Annotated in this window: 17 protein-coding genes, 5 pseudogenes and 1 riboswitch; of the genes and pseudogenes, 7 read left to right on the plus strand and 15 right to left on the minus strand. The window is 32.8% G+C overall.

Annotated features, from left to right (window positions below; genetic code table 11):
• Positions 1-58 precede the first annotated feature (58 nt).
• The 3 genes and pseudogenes from ABLV95_RS10865 to ABLV95_RS10875 all read right to left on the minus strand — a co-directional run bounded on the left by ABLV95_RS10865 (position 59) and on the right by ABLV95_RS10875 (position 3964).
• Positions 59-1924 (minus strand): BglG family transcription antiterminator, encoded by a 1866-nt coding sequence (locus tag ABLV95_RS10865; RefSeq protein WP_460875665.1) that lies wholly within the window; start codon positions 1922-1924, stop codon positions 59-61.
• Between the two features lie 202 nt (positions 1925-2126).
• The gene (locus ABLV95_RS10870) at positions 2127-3059 is read right to left on the minus strand and encodes a lactate/malate family dehydrogenase (protein ID WP_427706158.1); all 933 of its coding nucleotides are present in this window, start codon (positions 3057-3059) and stop codon (positions 2127-2129) included.
• Positions 3060-3143: 84 nt separating this feature from the next.
• Positions 3144-3964: pseudogene (locus tag ABLV95_RS10875) on the minus strand (MetQ/NlpA family ABC transporter substrate-binding protein).
• A 92-nt stretch (positions 3965-4056) separates the two neighbouring features.
• Positions 4057-4161, minus strand: a riboswitch (SAM riboswitch).
• A gap of 307 nt (positions 4162-4468) precedes the next feature.
• Between ABLV95_RS10875 and panE the strand changes: the two are divergent.
• Positions 4469-5387, plus strand: a pseudogene (gene panE, locus ABLV95_RS10880) (2-dehydropantoate 2-reductase).
• 291 nt (positions 5388-5678) lie between these two features.
• Here panE and ABLV95_RS10885 read toward each other — a convergent pair.
• From ABLV95_RS10885 to ABLV95_RS10895, 3 genes and pseudogenes are all read right to left on the minus strand, one after another.
• A pseudogene (locus ABLV95_RS10885) lies at positions 5679-7180 on the minus strand (tripartite tricarboxylate transporter permease).
• A 14-nt stretch (positions 7181-7194) separates the two neighbouring features.
• The gene (locus ABLV95_RS10890; RefSeq protein WP_069817837.1) at positions 7195-7638 is read right to left on the minus strand and encodes a tripartite tricarboxylate transporter TctB family protein; all 444 of its coding nucleotides are present in this window, start codon (positions 7636-7638) and stop codon (positions 7195-7197) included.
• A 12-nt stretch (positions 7639-7650) separates the two neighbouring features.
• Positions 7651-8631, minus strand: a complete 981-nt coding sequence (locus tag ABLV95_RS10895; protein ID WP_460872063.1) for a tripartite tricarboxylate transporter substrate binding protein — start codon at positions 8629-8631, stop codon at positions 7651-7653.
• Between the two features lie 329 nt (positions 8632-8960).
• Here ABLV95_RS10895 and ABLV95_RS10900 point away from each other — a divergent pair, with 329 nt between their 5' ends.
• The gene (locus ABLV95_RS10900; protein WP_460872064.1) at positions 8961-9173 is read left to right on the plus strand and encodes a hypothetical protein; all 213 of its coding nucleotides are present in this window, start codon (positions 8961-8963) and stop codon (positions 9171-9173) included.
• Positions 9174-9237: 64 nt separating this feature from the next.
• Positions 9238-9780 (plus strand): thioesterase family protein, encoded by a 543-nt coding sequence (locus tag ABLV95_RS10905; RefSeq protein ID WP_427706150.1) that lies wholly within the window; start codon positions 9238-9240, stop codon positions 9778-9780.
• 82 nt (positions 9781-9862) lie between these two features.
• On the opposite strand, the gene ABLV95_RS10910 is transcribed toward ABLV95_RS10905, so the two are convergent.
• From ABLV95_RS10910 to ABLV95_RS10925, 4 genes are all read right to left on the minus strand, one after another.
• Positions 9863-11005, minus strand: a complete 1143-nt coding sequence (locus ABLV95_RS10910; protein WP_460875668.1) for an FAD-dependent monooxygenase — start codon at positions 11003-11005, stop codon at positions 9863-9865.
• Between the two features lie 143 nt (positions 11006-11148).
• Positions 11149-12261, minus strand: coding sequence for a cupin domain-containing protein (locus ABLV95_RS10915; RefSeq protein ID WP_427706147.1), 1113 nt, complete (start codon positions 12259-12261; stop codon positions 11149-11151).
• A gap of 28 nt (positions 12262-12289) precedes the next feature.
• A complete protein-coding gene (locus ABLV95_RS10920; protein WP_427706145.1) occupies positions 12290-12778 on the minus strand; it encodes a DinB family protein in 489 nt (162 codons plus the stop codon).
• Positions 12779-12798: 20 nt separating this feature from the next.
• Entirely contained in the window at positions 12799-13746 is a 948-nt protein-coding gene (locus ABLV95_RS10925) for a fumarylacetoacetate hydrolase family protein (protein WP_427706143.1), read from the minus strand.
• Positions 13747-14008: 262 nt separating this feature from the next.
• On the opposite strand from ABLV95_RS10925, the gene ABLV95_RS10930 reads away from it, so the two are divergent.
• From ABLV95_RS10930 to ABLV95_RS10940, 3 genes are all read left to right on the plus strand, one after another.
• The gene (locus tag ABLV95_RS10930; protein ID WP_460875670.1) at positions 14009-14500 is read left to right on the plus strand and encodes a helix-turn-helix domain-containing protein; all 492 of its coding nucleotides are present in this window, start codon (positions 14009-14011) and stop codon (positions 14498-14500) included.
• 41 nt (positions 14501-14541) lie between these two features.
• Entirely contained in the window at positions 14542-14721 is a 180-nt protein-coding gene (locus ABLV95_RS10935) for a hypothetical protein (protein ID WP_460875672.1), read from the plus strand.
• A 325-nt stretch (positions 14722-15046) separates the two neighbouring features.
• A complete protein-coding gene (locus ABLV95_RS10940) occupies positions 15047-16417 on the plus strand; it encodes an MFS transporter (RefSeq protein ID WP_460875674.1) in 1371 nt (456 codons plus the stop codon).
• Between the two features lie 59 nt (positions 16418-16476).
• Here the strand turns inward: ABLV95_RS10940 and galU are convergent.
• Positions 16477-17341 (minus strand): annotated as a pseudogene (gene galU / locus ABLV95_RS10945) (UTP--glucose-1-phosphate uridylyltransferase GalU).
• 70 nt (positions 17342-17411) lie between these two features.
• Positions 17412-18907, minus strand: a pseudogene (locus ABLV95_RS10950) (glycosyltransferase).
• 194 nt (positions 18908-19101) lie between these two features.
• On the opposite strand from ABLV95_RS10950, the gene ABLV95_RS10955 reads away from it, so the two are divergent.
• Positions 19102-19458, plus strand: coding sequence for an MmcQ/YjbR family DNA-binding protein (locus ABLV95_RS10955; protein WP_069833132.1), 357 nt, complete (start codon positions 19102-19104; stop codon positions 19456-19458).
• A 116-nt stretch (positions 19459-19574) separates the two neighbouring features.
• On the opposite strand, the gene ABLV95_RS10960 is transcribed toward ABLV95_RS10955, so the two are convergent.
• Genes ABLV95_RS10960 through ABLV95_RS10970 form a run of 3 tightly spaced genes read right to left on the minus strand, consistent with a single transcriptional unit; the run spans position 19575 to position 21687 of the window.
• A complete protein-coding gene (locus ABLV95_RS10960) occupies positions 19575-20933 on the minus strand; it encodes a PTS ascorbate transporter subunit IIC (RefSeq protein ID WP_460875677.1) in 1359 nt (452 codons plus the stop codon).
• 23 nt (positions 20934-20956) lie between these two features.
• Positions 20957-21241: a PTS sugar transporter subunit IIB gene (locus ABLV95_RS10965; RefSeq protein ID WP_427706133.1), complete on the minus strand. Its 285-nt coding sequence runs from the start codon at positions 21239-21241 to the stop codon at positions 20957-20959.
• A gap of 5 nt (positions 21242-21246) precedes the next feature.
• A complete protein-coding gene (locus tag ABLV95_RS10970) occupies positions 21247-21687 on the minus strand; it encodes a PTS sugar transporter subunit IIA (protein ID WP_069817824.1) in 441 nt (146 codons plus the stop codon).
• Positions 21688-21691 lie beyond the last annotated feature (4 nt).

Here is a 21691-nt window from a genome sequence, read left to right on the forward strand (position 1 = left end):
TAATTGTAAACGCATTCATAAGCATATAAAAAAGAATAATTGCCGTTGGTAGTGGCAATTATTCTTTCACTAACTGAATTACTTTATCTTTTAAAATTTGATCTTCAAGCACTAGCAACTGATCTACATCATTTTCAGTTAAATTAGCTATCGTATGAATGATTTTTTTCATGGCTGGAATATCTTGTTCTGCTATTGCTAAGAAAAAGACTAATTTCGCCCTATTTTGTTTCCAGCCAAAACCCTGCATATTTTTAAAAATGACCACGTGTGATTTCAGCACCTTTTCAGGGTCGCCATGGGGAATACTAATACCCTTTCCTATAAAAGTAGAAGAAAATTTTTCTCTTTCTAAAGCACTTTGAATATATTTTTCGGTAACTGAATGGTTGTCTCTGAAAATAATTTGCGCCTGTTCAAATACATAGGATGCTTCTGTTAGCTCTTGTTTGTCTGAGTGTACATCAAATTGAATGGTTGCTAATTCATCCTGATTTAGCACAGGATTTTGCTTATGGCGTATAAAGGATTGAATTTTATTAGCATCTTCGTTGGAAAATAGTGGCGAAACTTCCATTACTTGCAATGTATCTGGCACCTGAGATTTATCTACAAAGTGTGTCGTAATTAAAGAATCGACACCTGAAAAATCATACTGTGACACATCTTCTAACTTCAATGTATCTATCACGTATATCCTATCATCTAAATTTGCTATCTTAGCTTCCAATAAACTTGAAATACCCAAACCATAATAGCAAGTAATTACGATATTAAAACGATTTTTCTCATTACGATCTATGGATGATTGAAAATGTAATGCTAAAAATGCAATTTCATCTTCTACTAGATTTATTTTTGCGTCTTTAGACAGATGATTTACAGTTTCATATAAGGTGTTAAAAACAAAAGGATAATGTTTTTTAATATCTTCCGTTAATGGATTGTTAATGTAGACATTTTTAGCAATGCGTAAATAGGTTCTACTAAAATGTGAATAAACATTGTCTCGCAATGCTTTATCTTGGGTGAAATTCACTCCTACACTTTTTTCCATTTGATATATCATTCTATCGATGTAACTTTTAACGAACACTTTTTCTAAGCCTAAATCGTATTTATTAAAATAGTAACTAATAAAAAATGAAAACAATTTTGCAGTTTCATCACTTAACCCATATGCTAATTTTTGATTTATTTCGTCTATACAATGTTGGGCTATAATTTGTGATTCTTCATCTATAACCCACGAAGCATCATCGTCATTGTTTCTTTTAAATATAATAATAAGATGTATAAGCAATTGTCGAATTCGAATATCGGAAGTTTGTATTTGGTAATCACTTAAGTTACTTTTAATAATTTGAAATATCATTTGAATATGTGCTTCCGGTATTTCATTTAGAATGAATTGCTCTACGGTCTGGTCTTTTGTCGAGAGCTGATTTAAATGCAGAATCGCATTTCTTATATTCATTTCGTTACCATTAACTGTGATACCTTTTTTCTTAGTAATGTTTACACTAATATCAAATGATGTACACCATGATTGTATTCTATTTAAATAGTCATTTACTTCTGATTTTGTTAAATCAAAGTCGTTTTCCAATTGATCAATGGTCATAGGTTGTTGATGCATTAGCAACTGATAGCCTAATTTCAACAGTATTTCACTTTCTTTATTCGTAAATGCTGTAACGATTTCTGTCAATTGTTCCACACTATATAAGGTACGATTCATTTTATATCCTCTACCTTTTACACTAACAATAAGTTCTTCCACTAACTCGCTATTAATATACTTAATATCACTTCGTACAGTTCTGTTGGAAACATTCAAGTAGTTCGCTATTTCGTTTGCACTTAAATAATCATTGTTATTATTTAATATTAAACGAATAAGTTTAGCATGTCTTTCTTGCATAGTCGCACCGCACTTTCCACATTATTACACGCCTTATTAGTAAGCGCTTCCTATAATATCAAATACATTGTAGCTATAACTCATTATATAAGCAAGGAGTTCACTGTTTGCATAACGTTGCATTAATTTCTGCTGTAAATTATTGTTTTAAATAAAAAAGAGATAGCAACTGAAATTATCATTCGTTACTATCTCTCAATTATTAGTTTGTTACTTTACTAATTGTTTGTTGTATATATTGATGTGCCACTTTAAGCTGTTCAATTTCTGTTTGGCTGAGTTGAATTTCAAACCTCTGTTTAATACCCTCACGTGCCACTAATGTAGGTAGACTAAAGGCACTCTCATTCAAACCATATTCATTACTTATTGAAGTTAACGGCATGATGGTCTGTTGGTTTAATGCAATTGCTTGTATTAAATAATTAACTACTTTCGATATCGCTACATTTGTCCATCCTTTTTTATAAAACACATCCATAGATACCTGATCAATTTCTGAAGTTATACGTGTTTTATCGATTGGTGACGTATGCGTCAATTGTTCAAATTCATCTAATGTCATGCCATAAATTCTAACTTTACTCCATACTGGCACTGCATGTTGTCCATGTTCTCCAATCACAAATGCTTCAACATTCTTAGGGTCAACTTGGTAATATTTCGCAATCAATGTTTTAAAGCGAGATGTTTCCAAAGCTGTTCCAGTACCCATTATTTTATGAGAAGGATATTGAGATGCATTGCTCATATAAGTAATTGTATCTACTGGATTGGAAACTAAAATAACAATCGCATCTTGTGTCACTTGATTAATTTGTTTCATGACTTCCTCAATCATAATTCGGTTACCTTTCGCAAGCAATACACGATCGCCCTCATTAGGATCTGTTGGCACACTCGCTGTAATCACAATGAATGATGCATCAGCTAAATCTTCATAACTACTTTCTCGAATATTGATGTGTGTTGAATTCGGTAAACCTTGCGTGTGCAAATGATCCAGTGCTTCACCACTTGCTCTTTCTGTATCTGTATCAATTAATACAATATCTGAGAATAAATTTAAATTTTGGACGTCTGTGAGTACTTGGCTTCCTACTTTACCAAGTCCAATGATTCCTATTTTGGACATTTTATCCCTACCTTATCTATAGAATATTAATATATGATACTTTTAACTACTATATAAAATGTAACAAACGCATTGTGTTATATCTTATTTTTCATATGGAATGACATCTTGACCGTATTCTTTTTTAATAAAGTCTTGTGTATCTTTTGATTGTAGTACTTTAATTAACGTTTGGTATTTTTTATCATTTTTATGTCCTTTTTGAACGGCAACTATATTTGCAAATGGTGATGATTTATCCTCAACTGCAATCGAATCTTTATGTGGTGTTAGACCGTTATCGATAGCATAGTTAGAATTCATAATAACTGCCGCGCCTTCTTTACTGTTATATGTTTTAGGTAGAAATTCAGCGCCTTGTTTGTTATTAAATTTTAAATCTTTTTTATTTTCTACAATATCCTCAAATTTTGCATCTTCAATATTTACACCTTTTTTAATTTTAATTAAGCCTTTATCAACAAAAAATGATAAGAAGCGTCCTTCTTCAGCAGGGTTGTTCGATACATAAATCGTTGATCCTTTAGGGATATCTTTAATATCTTTATATTTTTTACTGTAAACACCCATTGGCGTAGTTAAGACTTTTCCTACTTCTTCAATATTATAGTTATGATCTTCTTTTTCAGCTTTTAGATAAGGTACATGTTGGAAAAAGTTTGCATCTACATCGCCTTTATCCAATAATTTATTAGGTACTTTATAGTCATTCACCGTCTTAATTTCTAAATCATAACCTTCTTCTTTCATTGCTTTTTTAGCATGTTTAAGCACTTCGCCATGTGGTGCTTGGAGATGTTGCTATCGTGATTTTTTTATCTTCACCTTCGCCCTTTGAATTTCCGCATGCTCGCCAATATAACTACTAATACTAATAATGAAACTAAACTTATAACCCTTTTCATCAAATCTCTCCTTATAATTTGTTTTACTTTACGACTAAAGCTATGTATAAAAAAATACTTTCTCTTCATTTTCAAGAGAAAGTATCCACCTTCTCTCATCTTTGAAAGTAAAATTACTTTCTGTGAATTAGCACCATTTCAAAAACGACGGTTGCTGGGCTTCATAGGGCACATCCCTCCACCACTCTAGATAAGAGTAAATCATATGCAATTGATTGTTTTAATCCTAGCATCGCGATCATGATTAGTCAATGAGTTTTTAGAAAATTCTAAATCATTTGCTTTCATAAATATTTTCACTTTCGTTCCATGTGAAACAATAATCATTCTGATAAATAACTTTATAATTTGAGGAGTTTAAAGAAAGAATAATACCTTAATTTAATATATACATCTACAATAATAATATAAAATATATATAAAAGTATGCGTAATAATTTTATGAAGTGGTATATATACATTAACGAGATAGAAACAATACATAACATGAGGAGTTGCATAATAATGAGAATTTTAGTCTTAGGAGCAGGTGGTATCGGTGGTTACTTTGGTGGTCGCCTAGCTGAAGGTGGTCAAAACGTTACATTTCTAGTACGTTCAAAAAGAAAAGCATATCTAGAACGAAATGGTCTATCTATTCATAGCGAAAAAGGTGACTATCATTTTAACCCTCAACTTATTACAAGAAAAGACCGCGTGAAACCATTTGATGTAGTACTCTTGTCTTCTAAGTCTTATCATTTAGAACATGCCCTTGAAGATTTAACACCATTTGTTAATGGCAATACGGTGATTATTCCATTACTTAATGGAATCGCACATCTACCGAAGTTACAGTCAACTTTTGGCGACAATAAAGTCATGGGTGGCTATTGTGTCATTGAAACGACGATAAACCCCGTAGGTGAAATCGTTCATACAAGTCCTTTTGACAAACTCTTTTTTGGTGAATTGAATGGCGACCAAAGTGAACGTGCTGAACAAATTGCTCAAGCTTTTTCAAATACTAAGGCTGAATTTATTTTAAGTTCAAATATCCAGCAAGGTATGTGGCATAAATATTTAATGATCACTGTACTATCAAGTCTTACTACACTCATGCATGCGCCAATTGGACCAATTCGTGATAGCGTGGGAGGCGTAGATTTTATTGAGTCACTATACAACGAAGCCGCTTCAATTATGCGTGCACATAATGCGCCCATTTCGGATAATATCGTCGATCAATATATGAAATCACTGCCGAAATTATCTTATCACTTCAAGACTTCTATGCAACGAGATATGGAAAAAGGATTAAATATTGAAGCAGATCATTTACAAGGTTATTTGTTACATTTGGCGAGCATCATACCAAATAGATGCGCCTCTACTAACTACTGTTTATCAAAACCAAAAAGTATATAAAGAAATGCTTCAATAATAACTATTTATTATTGATTTCAGAGTGTCGACAAAATCTATTGTTTTGTTGGCATTTTTTTGTGCACGCTTTCCGCGGGCACACCTCAGCCTGTAGTCTTCGGCTAGTGCTTTTCCCGCCGGAGTCGGCACAAATCACTGACTTTATTTAAACAAAAATAATTTTATTATTAAAGAAAGATTGTCTCAAGGAAAAATACCTATAAAAAATAAACCAAGTGCTATAAAAGCACTTGGTTTATTTATGTTTTGAAAGTATTCATAATAAAACATATTGAAAAGTTTCATTATGTTATTTTTTTATCATTAATTTTTTGAAACCATTTATAATCAGCGGATAGAACAACGCTAAAATAGTCATCAATGATAAAACGATACTAATTGGGGATCCCAAAAATATATCTCCTACATTGTTATTACTAACTATTAAGCTTTTACGGAAATTCTGTTCCATATCTGAACCTATAATTGCTGCCAAAATCAAAGGTGCAAGTGGAAAATCTAATAATTTCATAACTAATCCAATAATACCGAAAATAATTAAAATATAGAAATCAGTTATACTATAACCTAATGTATATGTACCGATAAACGCTAGCACCAAAATAAGTGGATATAAAACTTTTGGCGGTGTACGTAATATCTTTAATAACAATCCTATTAAAGCAATGTTTAAAATCACTAAAAATATATTACCGATAAACATGCTATTAACGAGTGTCCATATCGTTTCAGGTTCGTTTGCAAATAATAAAGGCCCTGGTTGTAAGCCTAGCATAACTACCGCACCTAAAATCACAGCTGTTGTCCCTGAGCCTGGAACGCCCATCGTTAATAATGGTATTAAAGCACCTACTGATGCGAGCATTATTAGAAGCTTCTGGCGCAGACTACACCTTCTATTTGACCTTTCCCAAAATTCTTACCATTTTTAGAAATTTGTTTTTCGGTTGAATAGCTTAACATTGCCGCAATAGAGCCACCGGCTCCTGGTAAAACACCTATTAGAAATCCAATAGGGCTTTGTCGAAACATAGCACCTCTTGTTCGTTTCCAATCTTCTTTTGATAATTTCATTGATCCTACATCAGCTTTAGGTGGTTTCAATGCATCTAAATGTAAATAATTATATAACACTTCTGCTACTGCATATACACCAATGATAACTACTAAGAAGTTGATACCTTCACTTAGATGAGGTATGTCAAAAGTGAAACGATAAATACTTGTTTGTAAATCAACACCTACTGTACTAACGATTAAACCGATACTCGTGGCAATAAACCCCTTAACCATCTTTCCAGATGATAAAGTTACAATAGCTGAAAGTGTAAATAAGAATAGTAAAAAATATTCTTGTGGACCAAATTTTAAAGCGAAGGCAGACAATGGCTTAGCTAAAATGATAAAACCAAACACTGCAGTAATACCACCTATTAATGAAGCTATAGCTGAGATAGTTAGTGCTTTACCAGCCTCTCCATTTTTGGTCATCGGGTAACCATCAAATGTAGCCGCAATCGCTGAACCATCACCTGGCGTATTTAATAAAATCGAACTTCTCGAGCCACCGTACATGGCGCCATAATAAATTGAAACCATCAAAATCAGTGCACTTACTGGTTCCATACCGAATGTCACAGGTATCAGTACTGCAACCGCAGTCGCAGGTCCTAATCCAGGTAACATACCTACCACTGTACCTAGAAAACCACCGATAAGTACCCATAAAAGGTTCATCGGATGAAACGCAGTTGATAATCCTTCTAAAAAACTACCTGCATCAATCCCCATTTAAATCACCCTCCTTAAGGTAAACTGACATTCAATAATTGTGCGAATGTGTACCATGCAATGCCAGAAAAAATCACCGTAACTAAAATATTTTGTAACCATCTTTTATATCCATTAATTAAGAACATAATCGCACCTAAGAATATAATTGTTGAAATTAAAAAACCAAGACGTTCGAATATTAAAGCGTATATCACTGTTAAGATAATTGTTAAAACGATACGTATAAATGTTTTTCTTTCTAGTAATTGTGAAAAAGCTGTGAATTCTTCGTGACGTTTTTTAAACTCTTGATAAAAATAAACAATGCTCATTATAAGAAGTAATAAACCAACTAACATTGGAAAATACATCGGACTATTAGGGTCTCCAATGTTTGATTTTGGTATATTAATTGTTAATACTAAATAAACTACACCAAATAATATTAATAATACTGGAAAGACAAGTCGTGACATTTATACTCCCCCTTATTTCAGACCTGAATCTTCGACTAATTTTTTATATTTCTTGCGTTGTTCTTTTAAGAACGCTTCACTTTCTTCGCTATCTTTGTAAAAGTTTTCCCAATCATTGTTTTTTCTTATTTCTTGCCATCTGTCAGATTCAACTACTTTTTTCATTGTAGTATCCCAATATTCACGTTGTTGTGGTGTCATATCTTTCGGTCCCATGACCCCACGCCAATGTGGAAATACGACATCAACACCTTGTTCTTCCCAAGTAGGCACTTCTTCAATACCTTCAACTGGTTTATCTGCAGTGACTGCCAACATTTTTAATTTCCCAGTTTGGTGTTGTTCTTTAACTTCAGAGACTGCAGTAGATGCAACATCTACGTGACCACCTAATAAAGCCGTTTGTAAATCTCCTCCACTCTTATACACAAGGAAATCTATTTTTTCTACATCAACACCTTGTTCTTTTGTCGCTTGAACAAATGCTAAATGATCATTGTTTCCTAAACCTGGTGCAACACCTATAGTTAAGGATTCTGGATCTTCTTTTAGTTTTTCCATCACTTCTTTACCAGAGCTTAAATTAGATTGATTAGATGCTGTTAAACTAATCCATTCAGTTGCTAAAATAGCAATAGGAGTGAAATCATCTGTACTTAAATCACTTAGCCCTAATTCATTATTAGATAATAATAAACTAGAATTAATAGATATGGTGTTCGGTGAACGTGATTTTAAATATTGCCAACCTACCTCTCCACCACCTCCAGGTTTATTAATAACATTGACATTTTGCTTGGTTAAGTTTTCATCAATCATAATTTTTTGAATGGCACGAGCTGTTGTATCCCACCCGCCTCCTGGAGAAGCCGGTGCAACAATTTCTACCGTTTCATTGGGAAATTCCTTATTTGACGCATTCGAATTATTATCTTTGCCACAACTTGCTAGCACAATTGAAAAAATGACAATTAAAATCCCCCATCTTTTCATCCTAATCCCCCTTTTGTTGAAAGCGTTTACAAACTAACTTTATATTATCAGATAATTCAGTCTATTAAAACATTAATTTATGCTTTTTATGTTTTTCTTATTTGAAAGTTAACATTTTAAAAGTTATATTAAAATATTAATAAAAGTGCTAAGTATTATTTAAAAAGGGAATCAATAATCTTCGTTATAATACTTTATCTAGTAGTTAAAATAAATGCTTAATCACAGTAGAAACAGGATATATTAAGTATAATGCTTTCTTTAAAATTCTATTTTAATCAAATATGTATTAATAAGGATTAAACGCATAATTTTTGGGGGGATTTACTATGGGACAGAATCATCCATTTGATAAAGCTACACAACTAACTGAAGAAACGCCAGGTGTTTATAGTGGCCATACGTCCGAAAAGTATGCCAATATGATTGGGCCGTTTGGTGGTGTTATTGCATCTACGTTACTTCGTGCCGTCTTAGAACATCCAGAACGATTAGGAGAACCAAGCATCATTAACTATCAACTACGCAGCACCTGTAGCTGATGGCGATTTTAATATTATAGCAACACCAACTCGAACAAATAGATCCACTCAGCATTGGTATATTGTGCTTTCTCAAAATGATAAAACTGTCATTACTGGAACGGCTGTTACTGCTCAACGACGAGATACTTGGTCTACTACCGAGATAGCTTTCCCTAATGTACCAGCTGCTGAAAAAGTTGCACTTCCTTCTATAGAGGGCGCACCACCTTGGTTACAGAATTATGATATACGAATTATTAAAGGGGCACCACTCGCGTTATCACAAACACAATCTAACAATGCTCATGATTCAACGACGCTTCAATGGATACAAGACAATCCAAAGAGAAACCTCGATTTTCTCTCACTTACTTCAATATGTGATGCTTTCTTTCCACGTATTTGGGTGCGTCGTGAAAAAATGGTACCGATTGGAACAGTTTCACTTACCATTTATTTTCATGCTGATTCAGAAACACTTAAAACACATGGCGATCGAGAAGTCTTAGGTCATACGCGTGCGCTAAAATTCTATGATGGCTTCTTTGATCAAACTGGAGAAATATGGAGCTATGATGGAATTTTACTCGCGACGACGAGCCAATTTGTTTATTATAAAGAATAACTATCTTAAATTTCATAAGAATTAAAAAAAGCTATAAAGCATCTACGACATAGATGCTTTATAGCTCAATTTATGAAATATTTTAATGACTTACTTCTTCATTTTGAAAATGCCCACCATGATATTGATCTACATATTGATAATCATGTTCTGTACGCGCTTTCAAAATTGCGTTTCTTAATAGATTATTCACTTTATTTTTACCATGTATGATTTCGCCCCATACACGTGCATTTTCTTGTACAAATGTGGTGCGTGGTTTACGCTCTTCTTCAAATTCTTTAAATGCTTGTTCATAATTTGTTTCATGTTTTTCTAACATATCAGCCATGAATGATGCATCTTCTAAAGCTTGGCATGCGCCTTGAGCAAGATACTGTAGCATTGGGTGCGCCGCGTCGCCCATCAATGTGAAGTTGCCTTCTGACCATTTATCAATTGGCTTGCGATCAAACATTGGCCATCTTTTTTGTCTTGAAATATAGGAAACTGCAGTTTGCACTTTATCACATGTTCCTGAGAATACTTCATCCATTTCTTCTGGTGTACCCCAGTCATCTGCGAGTTCATTACCTGGTTGATAGTTTTTACTTTTAAATACAACAACTTGGTTATAAAGTTCACCTTTACGTACTGGATATTGTACAACATGCATATCAGGACCAATCCACATATAGACGTCGTCCAGATTACCAATATTAGTAACTTCTTCCATTGGAATTGCACCTCTATATGCAACATATCCTGAACAAATAGGTTCGTCATCAATTAAATAACCGCGTGTAGTAGACCATAAACCATCTGCGCCGATAACAGCATTTGCTTCATGGCTATCACCATTTTTAGCTATAACTTTTACATCTCCGTTGTTTTTTGTTTCTATGTTTTTGATGTATTGATTTGTAGATAATTCAATACCAGGATGTTCTTCACATGCTTCTAATAAAATACGATGCAAATCAGAACGATGAAGTACGATATAAGGTGCACCATATCTCTCACGATAGTTTGAATCGATATCTAGCGCAGATAATTCTTCACCCGTAAATGCGTTCATTAATACTAACCGTTTTGGAAAAACAGCTACTTCATTAATCTTATCCATTACGCCTAATTTTTGTAATACATTTGTACCATTCGCCGCAAGTTGAATACCCGCGCCAATTTCTTTGATTTCTGGTGCCTTTTCTAAAACTTTAACATCATTTCCATTCTGAGCAGACACCCAAAGCTGTTGCTAAACCTCCAATACCGCCGCCAATAATGATCATTTTTTTATTTTCATTACTCATGATGTTTACCCCCTTGTTTTAAAAATCAACTTTAAAAAATTATTATGATTAAGTTATTTTATATCATGTAATGTTATTAACGAAAATCGTCTGTAAATTCGCTAATTATTTTTTGATGCCCCTTGTTTTCTTCTAAACTATTTCCTCTTTCTAACTCAAAGCGATCCATAATTGGAATATCATTAACTGAGAATAAATATGAATCTTCACTTGCTACATGTTCATGCCAATTCCAGTTTGGAACTACAAAGTAATCCCCTTTTTTCCAATTAAATTTCATACCATTAATAACGGTATAACCAGATCCTCTATGCACACAATATATAACTGAGTGTGTATGTCTATGTGCTTTTGTATGATGGCCTTTAGGTAAATGTGTCATTCTAGAGCCGACCGTTGGGTTAGCAGATTTTCCTGTTGACGGATTAATATATTCAACTGTAAATCCATCATATGGATCAGGTTCAAAGTTCATAAGACCGTTGATTGCATCTACAGTACGATCCCATTTATAGTTAGCCAGTGGTGCTACATCAAATTTGTCATCACCAATTGGACGTACCATTCCACCTCGATATCTTTTTTCAGAGAAGTTATCTGGAACATCAGGTTGTTGCAATCCATCTTCGTATGGTTCAAAGAAAGTACCACCTAGATTATAAATAGTAGGAATATCTAACGCATCCATCCATATCATTGGTTCATCACCTAAATGACCATGACCATGCCATAAATTTTTAGGCGTTGTTAAAAAGTCCCCTTCTTCCATAAATATACGTTCACCTTGAACAATTGTATATGCGCCTTCTCCTTCAGTTATAAATCTGAGTGCACTTTGCGTATGTCGATGTGAAGGAGCTTCTTCTCCTGGTTGTAATAATTGCACTGCTGCATAAAGCGTCTGAGTTGTTGATACATGTCCCCATGGTTGACGATAAGTTAAACCTGGGTTTTGAAAATAGATAGCACGACGCTCGCCACCTCTGTCAGGCGTAAATATTTCCGCTGCCTCTGATAATTTCTTCTTCAACAATTCCCCACTCCATAAATAAGCCTGTGCCTGTGATTGTGGTGTCTTATTCATTACTTCAGGAATAGCTTCCCAAAGTGGTCCTAAATTATATTGTTGAATATCTCGTGTGAAATCTTTTACGTCATTGTCTTGTAAGAAACTTCCTTTATCTGCCATAAAAAAATCTCCCCTTTATAATATGATTTTATTCAGTTACTTTACTTAAATTTCTTTTAATTTGTCCAAGATGCTTTTCAATATGCTCGTCAATAAAATGTTCAATAATAAATGAAACAGGTTTATTACCAAATTTTTCGAAATTTCGATGTGGATTTTCTTCTGTTAAACGGCTTTCGTCAATTTTTGAAAGTCTTTCATTTACTTCGTCTTTCAAATTTGAAATTGATTGTATAACATTTTCAACATTTAATGCTTCTGGGTTAGACACTGCTTCTAATCTAGCTTCATCTTTCAAACCTCTTCCCCATTTTGAACCTGGTTCTGATAATACTGTTTCAGTTTCGCTTAACCAATATGAAGTCGCTTCTTTAACATGATTTAAAATTTGTAAAATAGACCATTCATCTTCTGTTGGATTCCAACGTATCGTTTCTTCTGGCAAACCATCTACTACTTCTAAAATATTATCTAAAGTACTTTGAATTGATTCGATATACGTTTCTATTTTCGACATTTTATATGCCTCCTTCAAATTTATTTTTGTTTATTTTCTGCAACTACTTTATTTTCTAAAGCACCTATTTTATCGATTTCTATTTTTACGACATCGCCATCTTTCATAAATACTTGTGGATCACGTGCTGAACCTACGCCACCTGGTGTACCTGTTAAAACGATATCTCCTGGTTTCAATGTTGCTAATCCAGATAAGAAAGCAACTAATTTTTGAACTGTGAATACATGATTAGATGTATTTGAACGTTGCATTTCTTCACCATTTAAAGTGAGTACCAACTCTAATCCGTCTGGATCTTGTAATTCATCAGAAGTCATAATCCATGGCCCCATTGGCGCTGTGCCATCTACTGTTTTTCCTTGTAGCCATTGTAATGTTCTTTGTTGAATATCACGATAAGTCACATCGTTAACGATTGTGTATCCTGCTACATAATTAAGTGCGTCTGCTTCAGGTACGTTTTTTGCTTCTTTACCTATTACAAAAGCAAGTTCTGCGTCATAATCTAATTTATCTGAGATAGGATAATGAACAATATCGTCTTCTGGACCAACGATTGTATTATCAAATTTAGCAAATACTACTGGATTTTCAGGTAAGTCACGACCCATTTCTTTAATGTGTTCTTCATAATTATGTCCTACGCAAAACATTTTTCCTGGATTTTGAATAGGCGCCTCTATTTTCACGTCTTCTTTTTTATAAATTAATTGATGATTAAATACATCTGGTTTAGCTTGTGCAAACTCGATTGCTTCTTTAGCATAGTTTAAACTTTCTTCTCCACCTTCAATGAACCCCTTCGCATCAGATGGAACATATGCTTCAGCAATCGTTTCACTACGATATTTCTCCTTGCTTTGTAATAAAGCTTGAAATGCGTAGTTTAAATCTACTACTTCATTTTTTTCTGTTAATGTACCTAACCTAGAATAACCATTTGTTTTAAAAGTAATCAGTTTCATAAAATATCTCCCTTTGTTTTAAAATTTAAGTTTTCTTTATCAATAAAAACTTATTTTTTCTAATGATTTTCCACTCATGTGATAATGAGTTCACCATTTGTAAACAATTATAATTAATTGTCAGAAAATTGTCAATCTTCCTTTTCGTAGTAATTCATTTCTATTAGTATAAAAAGTTATTATTTCAAACTAAAATTTAGGAAATGTATAGTGGTAGAATATTGTGCTATAATTTGGTTGCATGAAGGAGCGTGAGTAATAAATGGCGGATAAAAAGAGTAAAGACTATATCCAATCTTTAGATACAGGTATTAAAATATTGAATGTTTTACAGAAATCTAAATCTCCTATGAAATTTAGTGAGATTCAACAAATTACTTCTATTACGAAAAGTAACTTATATAAGTATATGAATACTTTAGCTAATAATGAATTAGTCTATCGTAATCCGACTACAGGTGAATATCATTTAGGGAACCAACTCATACAACTGGGTATGTCGGCAATGGGTAATTTAGACTCTCTAGCTATTGTGACACCATACTTACAAGAAATTGGCCGTCACAATAATAATACAGTGCTGTATTCAGTAATCACTAGACGAGGCCCAGTCGTTACAAAAATTTGGCATGCAGAAGGTATTTTAAATATTGGTGCACAAATTGGTACAGTACTCCCCCGAAATCTTCTTCCGGTAAAATATTTGCAACCTTTTTTGATGAAACTCAAAAAGAGTACGAAGATGAAGAATTAAATAAAATTCACAATCAACAAATTGCTTTTGCTGAAGAACCGTTGATCCCTGCAATTTCTTCTGTTTCTTTCCCTGTGTTTACATTTAATAAAGAATTAGAAGGAATCATTTCTGTTATAGGAGTAAAAGACAATTTACCAGATTCGGTAGACTCACCAGATACATATTATTTATTAGAAAAACAAAAAGAAATTTCTAAATTATTAGGATTACACCTTTAATATTCAAGATAATTTAAATTATTTTCTGTAGCTTAGTCTAATAATTGAATATATAATCACCCATTAAATTATTTTAATGGGTGATTTTTTTAAGCTTTAAATGTCATATTGATTTCGCTACTCACCCCTTTTCTACTTAGTTTTCTAACAGTTTGAATTACCACTCCATAACAGTTAAATATTCTTAATTTTCACATTTTTCATTGTAATTGTAAAAAAACACCTATATAATCACCACTAAAGAACAAAGGACACTAATATGATAAATATACTGTTTTATTATTATATTTTATTATTAGTGTTTAATTTCATGGAGGGTATATTTATGGGGGAAATCAATACAACCAAAGTAGTTAATAAAAGTAAGTTCAACAAATTTCATTTCAAATTAATTTTTTGGAGCTTTTTTCTTATTATTTTCGACGGCTATGATTTAGTTTTGTACGGGACAGCAGTACCTATGTTAATTGAGGATTGGGGGCTCTCCGAAATTGAAGCAGGTACTTTAAGTAGCTATGGCCTATTCGGTATGATGTTTGGGGCTATAGGTTTTGGCATTTTAGCTGATCGTATTGGTAGAAAAAATGTCATAGCAATCACATTGATTTTATTCAGCTTATTTACATGTCTTTGTGGGTTTGCCGCAAATACAACACAGTTTGGCATCTATCGCTTTTTAGCAGGTTTAGGTTTGGGGGGTATCATGCCTAATGTCATTGCACTAGCAACTGATTTTGCACCTGAAAGAATGAAAAATCTTGTAGTTTCAATTGTGTTATGTGGCTACTCAATTGGTGGTATTCTTGCACCAGTATTAGGGTTAACATTAATGCCTATCGGAGGTTGGCGTTCAATCTTTTGGGTAGCAATTTTACCTATATTTGCACTACCTTTTTTACTTAAACAATTACCTGAGACTTTTAGTTATTTAAATCGTACTAATAGGAAAAAAGAAGCAGTAAATACATTAAGAAAAATTGATCCAAAACTTAACATATCTATGAACGATACGATAAAAGATATCGAAGTTTCTACTACTAAAGTGCCTTTAATGGACCTATTTAAAGAAAATCGGGCGCTCAGTACAGTCTTATTTTGGTTAACTTTCTTTTGCTGTTTGTTAATGATTTTTGGTTTAAATACATGGCTACCAAATTTAATGATGCGTGCTGGATATGAATTAAATTCTAGTTTAGTATTTTTAATCGTATTACAAGTTGGAGCAATCATTGGAACACTTATAATCGGAAGACTATGCGACAAATTTGGTTCCAAAAAACTACTTGTGCCATTATACATTGCTGGCGCTATCTCTTTATCTCTATTGTCTTTAGGTAAAGATGTTAATATATTTGTTATTTATATCTTAATTGCAATCGCAGGCGCTGCTACCATAGGTTCACAAAATCTCGTTCAAGCTTTCGTATCGCAATATTTCCCAGCTTATATTAGATCCACAGCGCTAGGTACAGCTTCTGGTATTGGGAGAGTCGGCGGAATGATTGGACCACTAATGGGTGGCTTTTTACTCACATTTGCATTACCTATGCCGTTGTACTTTATCGCTTTTGCTATTCCAGGTTTAATAGCTGCCTTAGCACTTTATTTAATACCAATGCGGCATGCAAGTGAAGAATATAAAAAAACATATCAGGCCAAAAACGTGCCGAAAGACGTACCAAACGAAGTTAAATAACTTAATAACCAAAAAATCTCAACCAATGTTGGTTGAGATTTTTTTATGCTTTATTCATATTATATATTTAGTGATTTAATAAAATCAATTATATCTTCAGACATTTCTTCATTATCTAAAGCAAACTGTATTGTTGTTTTGACAAATCCTGATTTCTCACCAACATCATAGCGATTTCCTTCGAAATCGAAAGCATAAACGCAATCGTCACTATTTAACCGTTCAATTGCATCTGTTAATTGTATTTCCCCACCTGTACCTATTTCTTGGCTTTCTAAATAATCAAATATCTCTGGTGTTAATACATAACGTCCCATAATCGCTAAGTTTGATGGTGCCGTGCCTTTTTCAGGTTTTTCTACAAATTGTCGAACACCAAATAATCGATCATTTGATTCTAATGGATCCACAATACCATATCTGTGTGTTTCACTTTCATTCACTGTTTGCACACCAATGATTGGTTTACCAGTTTTGTCATATTGATTCATTAATTGTTTAATTGTTGGTGTATTTGACTTCACAATATCATCACCCAATAATACCGCAAAAGGTTCATTACCAATGAATTGTTTCGCCGACCATATCGCGTGACCTAGACCTTTTTGTTCTTTTTGCCTTACATAGAACATATTAGCTAAATTACTTGAATATTGTACTGCATTTAATAAGTCTGTTTTGCCCTTAGATTTAAGTATCATTTCAAGTTCGTTTTGATTATCAAAATGATCTTCTATTGCTCTTTTATGTTTACCTGTAACTATAATAATATCTTCTATACCGAGCATTCACTGCTTCTTCAACTATATATTGAATCGTAGGTTTATCTAATATTGGCAACATTTCTTTCGGCATGGCCTTTGTTGCTGGTAAAAATCTCGTACCTAAACCTGTTGCGGGTATAATCGCTTTTTTAATTTGCATAAATTTTCTCCTCTATATCTAAACACAGATCCACATTTTGCGTTTTGTAATTTTAATATTTGCTTAATTTCTATCGTCTAAGTTGCTCCAATAATTCAGCATAATTATCAATTGCTGTTTGATGTTTTAATCGTTCATTATTTTTTACGTTGTTAAGTGGTTCATCAACAATTTTCATCATGCTTTTTGCAAAATATGAAATATTATTAGGTTCGACTAAGTATCCGTTCTGTCCATTTTCAATTATTTCTCGGGGGCCATATTTAACATCATACGAAATAACAGGGCATCCAACTGCTATACTTTCCATAATTGTTAAGCCAAATCCTTCAAAATCACTTGTTAATAATGATGCTCTTGAAGCTTTAAATTCTGCTAATGGATTGGATGTATAATCATTAATCTCAACGTACTCATTTAAAGCATATTCATTTATTAAATCTTTAATCATTTTTAATTGATCCGCTTCATCTTTTCCATATAATACTAATTTACTTGTGTAACCTGCTTCACGAAATAATTTATACGCCTTTATAAGATGGTCTAATTGTTTTTGTAATCCAAATCTACCTATATAGATAAATTGATCTTTAAAACTTGAAGGTTCACGAGAAGGCTCCGCTACTTCAATAAAGTGGGGAATTACAGCAAAACGGTCATCATCAATAGAATATAAATTTTGTATATCTTTTTTTGATGGTTCGTTAACACTAAATATTTAGTGACACGTTCTGAATTTGTAAGTGCATATTTATAGGAATTTTTTACATTACTGCCGTCTAAATGTGAGTTGTGAAAAACCAACACATTTTTAGTATTATTCGTTTGTTGTAGTAATGCTCCGTCTAAAAGTCTGGCGTCATTAAAGACAATATCTCCATCCTTTAAACGGTTTTGGAAATAATATTGAAAAAGCTGTTTTTCATTTTCAAATGCTTTAAAATGTTTACCCTCTTTATATAATTGAACTAATAATAGTGTTGTGTTCTCATCATCAGCAAAAAACTTTTCACAATATTTATAACCTTCTCTATCGTAGAACTTTTCTGCAATTTTCCCATAATTTTTAGTGGAAAAATAAACTTTTTTATGCAATTCTCCATAAGTATTATATTGATGTCTCTCTACTCTTTTTTTACAATAAGGCGTCATAAAATCTTCGAATTCTAAAATATTACTTCCTGTTCTGAATTTTCTATATAGAACATATGTATCGCCGTCATAATAACGAACGACATCCCTATTATTCTTTCTGATTTCACTTGTTAATCCTTCAATATCCCGTTCAACTTCATGATATTCTATTGTGTCACTATTAGCGTGTGGATTATATAATAACTTAAAATCAGATAGCCAATCATAAATATTTTCTACTCTAATTTGAGCATTTAATTTATTATTTTCCACAAATGATTTAATAACGTCATAATAGTTAGGATTATAATTTGTCGTTAATATTGTGTTTGTTTCATTTAAATCATTATGCATTAATTGAATTCTATTTAATAACGCTTTCGTTCTTCCACCATGAACTGGTGGTAATGTTGATGTAATTGTGTACAACATTTATAACATTCCCCCGATATCTTCACTTGCAATATCAATATTGTACCACATAAATCATATGTATTTAAATTGTTATTTAATTTCATTTTACAATTTAATATAATGAACAATTATATTGTAAACTAACAAAAATGAATTTTGCTAGAGATTAAATTAAAACAAATCGGGAAGATAATGATTAAGAAGGTGAAATGATGTTAGATAGGGAAGAAGTTTTTAATTATGTAAATCGTAAGTATGATGTGAAACCAGATTACCCTTGGAAAACTTATTCGAATTTTGCAGCTTTAAGACATAAAGCTAACAAAAAATGGTTTGCTTTAGTGATGAATATTGCTCAAGACAAATTAGGGTTAAATGGCTCTGATGAAATAGATGTATTAAATTTGAAAATCAGACAAGAATTTATTGGACCTTTAAGAAAAAAAGAAGGATTTTACAAAGCCTATCACATGGATAAATCCAATTGGATAAGTATCAATTTAAATGAGATTAACTCTATAAATCATATTAAAGATTTAATAGCAGAAAGTTATGAGCTAACAAATTAACTTTTACAGTTTCATTGATTATTTTTAATAAGACTTCATACTAAATTGACATAAAAAAACAGGTAAGCATCCTTAATTTATAAGATGCTCACCTGTTTTATTTTAATTATTTAATTTTACTGTTCCTCTGCTTCTTTTTGATTCGTACGTTTTTGTAATAAAATTGCTGCCGTTGCTAAGATTAAGACTAAAACGGCGATACCGATAAGCCCTAGATATTTCGCAATATTACCAAAGACGATACCTACAACTAAGAAATCTGTATCTGAGAATGTCGTTGCTGCGCCACCAAGTTCACCTAGGAATGGCAAGAACAGCAGTGGTAAGAATGTAATTAACAAGCCATTTAATGCTGAACCTGCTATTGCACCTCTAATACCACCACGCGCGTTACCAAATACGCCAGCCGTTGCCCCAAGGAAGAAGTGAGCTACTACACCTGGAAGTATAACTACCCCACCAAATAAGAATAAGACGAACATGCCCAAGACCCCAACTATAAAACTGACAAAAAAGCCAATTAATACAGCATTTTGTGCATAAGGGAAGACTATAGGACAGTCTAATGCTGGTTTTGTGTTAGGTACTAATTTTTCAGAAATACCTTTAAACGCCGGCACGATTTCAGCCAATATTAAACGTACACCCGTTAATATGATAAACACACCAGCTGCAAAAGTAACCCCTTGAATCAGTGAAAATACAATAAAGTTTTGACCGTCACTAATTTCTGTATGTACGAAGGTTGGACCCGCAAATAACGCTGCCACAAAATAGAGTAATGTCATTGTTAATGAAATACTGATTGTACTTTCTCTTAAAAAGCTCAAGCCTTTAGGAAAATTAATTTCTTCTGTTGATTTAGACTTTCCTTTAAATAACTTTCCAATCTCTCCAGCTGCCCAATAACTGATCGTACCAAAGTGACCTAAAGCGACTTGGTTAGTCCCAGTTATTTTCTTCATTGTTGGTTGTGCTAACGCTGGTAATATAGCCATAATCAATCCTAAAATAATAGATCCTGTGATTACTGTCAATGTCCCAGTGATATTACCTACTGACAGTAATATAGCTAAAAAGGCTGCCATATAAAATGTATGATGACCTGTTAAAAAGATATATTTCAAATTCGTAATACGTGCGATAATGATATTAACAATCATCCCAAATACCATAATTAATGCTGCTGTTGTGCCATATTGTTCTAAAGCAATTGAAATAATCGCTTCGTTATTAGGTACGACACCTTGCACGCCAAAAGCGTGTTGGAATATTTTTCCAAATGGTTCTAATGATTGTGTTACAACATTCGCCCCTGCACTTAACACTAAAAATCCAAGTATCGTTTTAATCGTACCGGACGTGATGTCAGTGGCTGATTTTTTCTGCATAATTAGACCTATTAAAGCAATTAAAGCAACTAATATAGCAGGTTGACTCAAAATATCAACGATAAAATCTAGGATAGGTTTCATAACGTTGCCCCCTTACTTCTAATTTATAAAATGTTCAAATCACTTAATTTCTCATTCAATTTATTTTGTAACTCTTCTTTATCTAGAATGTTATCTAAAACAATAACGTCCCCTAAGTGCTTTGTATTTTCTTCTAAATCTCTACCGCAAATAAATAAATCTGCCATATCAGGGCTTGCAGACATGACATCACTGTGTTCAACTTTAAAGTCTGATGGTGCATTTAAATTTTTTAAAGCTTCCTGTGCATTCATTTCCACCATAAAGCTACTTCCTAAACCGTGACCACATACAACTAAAATTTTCATTTTCATCATTCTCCTTTAAATATATTTATTATTTCATCAATGTCTGTTGCTGCTAATAATTTATTAACTGTGTTCGAATCCCCTAAGATTGTTGCTAAATTTCTTAAAATTTCTAAATGTCCCTCGTTATCAACAGCGCTTAATACAAACACGAGAGACGCATGATGTCCGTTCTCAGAAAAGTTAATATGGTGATTCAATTTCAATAAACTTAATCCTATTTTTTTAACATCATCACTCGGTCTAGCATGCGCTATTGCAATTTCAGGTGCTATTACAATATAGGGCCCTAATTCTTCTACGCTATAAATCATCTTTTCAATGTATTGTTGTTTAAAGTACCCTTGTTCTAGCAGAGGTTCAGATGCAACACGAATTGCATGTTTCCAATCATCCACTCGATCTCGTATCTGTACTTTATCCGATGATAAAATTTCCGGACTCATTTAT

It is taken from the genome of Staphylococcus sp. Mo2-1 (genome assembly GCF_046721385.1).
Taxonomy (GTDB): domain Bacteria; phylum Bacillota; class Bacilli; order Staphylococcales; family Staphylococcaceae; genus Staphylococcus; species Staphylococcus equorum_A.

Bases quoted from the DNA above. Each gene is read 5' to 3' on its own strand.
- ABLV95_RS10865 (WP_460875665.1), bottom strand. From the start codon at position 1,924: ATGCAAGAAAGACATGCTAAACTTATTCGTTTAATATTAAATAATAAC.
- ABLV95_RS10870 (WP_427706158.1), bottom strand. From the start codon at position 3,059: ATGTCCAAAATAGGAATCATTGGACTTGGTAAAGTAGGAAGCCAAGTA.
- ABLV95_RS10890 (WP_069817837.1), bottom strand. From the start codon at position 7,638: ATGTCACGACTTGTCTTTCCAGTATTATTAATATTATTTGGTGTAGTT.
- ABLV95_RS10895 (WP_460872063.1), bottom strand. From the start codon at position 8,631: ATGAAAAGATGGGGGATTTTAATTGTCATTTTTTCAATTGTGCTAGCA.
- ABLV95_RS10900 (WP_460872064.1), top strand. From the start codon at position 8,961: ATGGGACAGAATCATCCATTTGATAAAGCTACACAACTAACTGAAGAA.
- ABLV95_RS10915 (WP_427706147.1), bottom strand. From the start codon at position 12,261: ATGGCAGATAAAGGAAGTTTCTTACAAGACAATGACGTAAAAGATTTC.
- ABLV95_RS10920 (WP_427706145.1), bottom strand. From the start codon at position 12,778: ATGTCGAAAATAGAAACGTATATCGAATCAATTCAAAGTACTTTAGAT.
- ABLV95_RS10925 (WP_427706143.1), bottom strand. From the start codon at position 13,746: ATGAAACTGATTACTTTTAAAACAAATGGTTATTCTAGGTTAGGTACA.
- ABLV95_RS10930 (WP_460875670.1), top strand. From the start codon at position 14,009: ATGGCGGATAAAAAGAGTAAAGACTATATCCAATCTTTAGATACAGGT.
- ABLV95_RS10940 (WP_460875674.1), top strand. From the start codon at position 15,047: ATGGGGGAAATCAATACAACCAAAGTAGTTAATAAAAGTAAGTTCAAC.
- ABLV95_RS10955 (WP_069833132.1), top strand. From the start codon at position 19,102: ATGTTAGATAGGGAAGAAGTTTTTAATTATGTAAATCGTAAGTATGAT.
- ABLV95_RS10960 (WP_460875677.1), bottom strand. From the start codon at position 20,933: ATGAAACCTATCCTAGATTTTATCGTTGATATTTTGAGTCAACCTGCT.
- ABLV95_RS10965 (WP_427706133.1), bottom strand. From the start codon at position 21,241: ATGAAAATTTTAGTTGTATGTGGTCACGGTTTAGGAAGTAGCTTTATG.
- ABLV95_RS10970 (WP_069817824.1), bottom strand. From the start codon at position 21,687: ATGAGTCCGGAAATTTTATCATCGGATAAAGTACAGATACGAGATCGA.